The organism is Phenylobacterium sp., from assembly GCF_030654915.1.
Classification (GTDB): Bacteria; Pseudomonadota; Alphaproteobacteria; order Caulobacterales; family Caulobacteraceae; genus Phenylobacterium.
This window is the reverse complement of sequence record NZ_JAURWM010000009.1, coordinates 1-2,401: the sequence shown is the minus strand read 5'-3', so window position 1 is coordinate 2,401 and position 2,401 is coordinate 1. Positions and strand designations below refer to the sequence as shown.

5 protein-coding genes are annotated in these 2,401 nt (G+C 68.6%); 4 read left to right on the top strand and 1 reads right to left on the bottom strand.

Annotation, left to right across the window (positions count from 1 at the left end; translation table 11 throughout):
* Positions 1-415 precede the first annotated feature (415 nt).
* A complete protein-coding gene (locus Q7T84_RS00250) occupies positions 416-841 on the bottom strand; it encodes a helix-turn-helix domain-containing protein (protein ID WP_066680721.1) in 426 nt (141 codons plus the stop codon).
* Between the two features lie 144 nt (positions 842-985).
* On the opposite strand from Q7T84_RS00250, the gene merC reads away from it, so the two are divergent.
* The 4 genes from merC to Q7T84_RS00230 form a co-directional block, all read left to right on the top strand.
* Positions 986-1,411, top strand: a complete 426-nt coding sequence (merC, locus tag Q7T84_RS00245; protein ID WP_066680795.1) for an organomercurial transporter MerC — start codon at positions 986-988, stop codon at positions 1,409-1,411.
* A gap of 34 nt (positions 1,412-1,445) precedes the next feature.
* On the top strand, positions 1,446-1,796 hold the full coding sequence (gene merT, locus Q7T84_RS00240) for a mercuric ion transporter MerT (RefSeq protein ID WP_066680720.1): 351 nt from the start codon (positions 1,446-1,448) through the stop codon (positions 1,794-1,796).
* A 12-nt stretch (positions 1,797-1,808) separates the two neighbouring features.
* A complete protein-coding gene (gene merP / locus Q7T84_RS00235) occupies positions 1,809-2,087 on the top strand; it encodes a mercury resistance system periplasmic binding protein MerP (protein ID WP_066680718.1) in 279 nt (92 codons plus the stop codon).
* Between the two features lie 46 nt (positions 2,088-2,133).
* Positions 2,134-2,401, top strand: a 268-nt coding sequence (locus tag Q7T84_RS00230; protein ID WP_304805554.1) for a cation transporter, incomplete at its 3' end; no start/stop codon positions are given.

Sequence of the window (2,401 nt, the reverse complement as noted above, 5' to 3'; positions counted from 1 at the left end):
CACGGCATCCCCGCCGGCTCCCAAGCTCAGACATTGGTGAGCTACGCCGCCTCGTCACCTGAGGGGCAGGCGACGTTGCCGCTCTATTTGTCGGTGCTCGAATTGACTGCGACTGGGCGGGCTCAGTAAGCCTCTGAAATTCCACACCCCGGCGTTCGCAGTCATTGCGTCTGTTCGGATTGAACGGCCTTTCCGGATCGCAATCGATGCGACTGCAGGGCCGTCGCGGGCTCGACATCGAATTGGGCAAGCTCGGGGCGGACGCGGCTGGAACAGGCAGCCGCGGAGGCTAGGAGCACCGGGATCGCGAACGTCGGAGAGCGGGTGACGCGTGCGTTCTGGGCCGGACTCTCCGTCGCCCCGTCGGACGCCGGGGCGATGGCGCAAGGCGGCGAGGCCTTCGACCTGATGTGTACTAACAGCCAGTCGGCGGGAGCCGCGGCTCCGCATAGAGAGCGTCAATCAGGGGGCAGCCGGGATCCTGTCCGGCGTCGCAGGCCCGCACGGAGTCGGCCAGTACCCGCTCCATCCGCTTGAGATCGGCGATACGAGCTCTCACATCCCCGAGATGCGCCGACGCCAGGACGCGCACCTCGGCGCACGAAGCCTCGCCACCGGCCGCAAGCCCGAGCAACGCACGGACCTCATCGAGGGTGAAACCCAACTCGCGGGCGCGTCGCACGAAGCCCAGCCGGCCCACGTCGCCAGCGCCATAGCTTCGGTAGCGGCCCCGCCGCGGCGGCGCGGGCATTAGGCCGATCCGCTCGTAGTAGCGGATCGTCTCTATGTTGCAGCCCGTGCGCCGGGACAGTTCGCCGATCTGGATCGCGGTATCCGCCATGCTGCTCTGCGCCTCTCAAATTTAGGGCTTGAGTCTGTAGTCGCTACAGATCGTATCTAACGATCCTCAGCCCTCAGGGGCAAGCTGTGGACATGACCACAGCTTCGCTCCGACGGTTCCACCGAAGTCGCCGAGGCCATGCCGATGCCCATCCAGAATCCTCTCACCCGCGCGGCCGACAAGGCGGGCGTCATCGGCTCGATTGTCACCGCCATGGGGTGTGCGGCGTGCTTCCCGGCTCTCGCGAGTCTCGGCGCCGCGCTGGGTCTCGGTTTTCTGAGCCAGTACGAAGGCGTCTTCATTCGCTATCTCCTGCCGCTGTTCGCCGTGATCGCCCTCATCGCCAACACGGTCGCCGGGCTTCGCCATCGCCGGTGGGCGCGAATGGCGTTGAGCGTCATCGGTCCGATCTTGGTGCTTGCGGCGGCGGTGCTCATGGCGACCCGCGGTTGGCCGACGGCGTGGCTCCTCTATCCCGGCCTGACCTTGATGGTGGCCGTCGCGATCTGGGATCTGGCGGCGCCGCCGCGCAACGCGCCCGCTCCGCACCGCGACGGGGCGGTTTCCTAGCGTCATGGCGAGGTTGTTCGGAAGGAGAATCTACTTGTCAGAATCCAAAGACAGCCGGGGCGCGTTGGCGCTCGGAGGCCTGGCCGCCATCCTGGCCTCGACCTGTTGCCTCGGCCCGCTGATCCTGGTCGGCCTCGGTTTCAGCGGTGCCTGGATCGGCAACCTGACCGTGCTGGAACCGTACCGGCCGCTGTTCATCGGCGCGGCGCTGGTCGCCATGGTCTTCGCCTACCGCCGCATCTTCCGCCCGGCCCGGGCTTGCGAGCCGGGCGAGGTCTGCGCCGTGCCCAGGGTCAGGACCACCTACAAGGTCATTTTCTGGGCCGTCGCGGCGCTCGTCCTGGTCGCGCTGGCGTTCCCCTACGTCCTGCCCCTGTTCTACTGAAAGGAAGTCCCCATGAAGAAGCTCGTCTCCCTGATCGCCCTGATGGGCGCGCTCAGCACGCCCGCCTGGGCCGCGACCAGGACGGTCACCCTGGCGGTGCCCGGCATGACCTGCGCGGCCTGTCCGATCACCGTCAAGACGGCGCTCGCCAAGGTCGCCGGCGTCGAGAAAACCGACGTCAGCTTCGAAAGGCGCGAGGCCGTCGTCACCTACGATGACGCCAGGACCACGGTCGCGGCCCTGACCCAGGCGACGGCGGGTGCCGGCTACCCGTCCACCGTCAAGCGCTAAGGAGCCAGCACCCGTGACCGCTGCGATCGCCCTGCGCATTGACGGAATGACCTGCGACTCGTGCGCCACGCACGTGAGGGAGGCGCTGGAGCGCGTCCCCGGCGTGCGCTCGGCCGCCGTCTCCTATCCGAAGGCCCGAGCGGAGATCGCGGCCGATGCGGGGGTGAGTTCCGAGGCCCTGGCGGCCACGGTCGCGACGCTCGGCTATCGCGCCTCGGTCGCCGACGCGGGCCGCGCGCAACGCGGCGGCGGCGGCGTCCCGCTGCACGTCGCGGTCATCGGCAGCGGCGGCGCGGCGATGGCGGCGGCGCTGA

Bases quoted from the DNA above. Each gene is read 5' to 3' on its own strand.
- Q7T84_RS00250 (WP_066680721.1), bottom strand. From the start codon at position 841: ATGGCGGATACCGCGATCCAGATCGGCGAACTGTCCCGGCGCACGGGC.
- merC (WP_066680795.1), top strand. From the start codon at position 986: ATGCCCATCCAGAATCCTCTCACCCGCGCGGCCGACAAGGCGGGCGTC.
- merP (WP_066680718.1), top strand. From the start codon at position 1,809: ATGAAGAAGCTCGTCTCCCTGATCGCCCTGATGGGCGCGCTCAGCACG.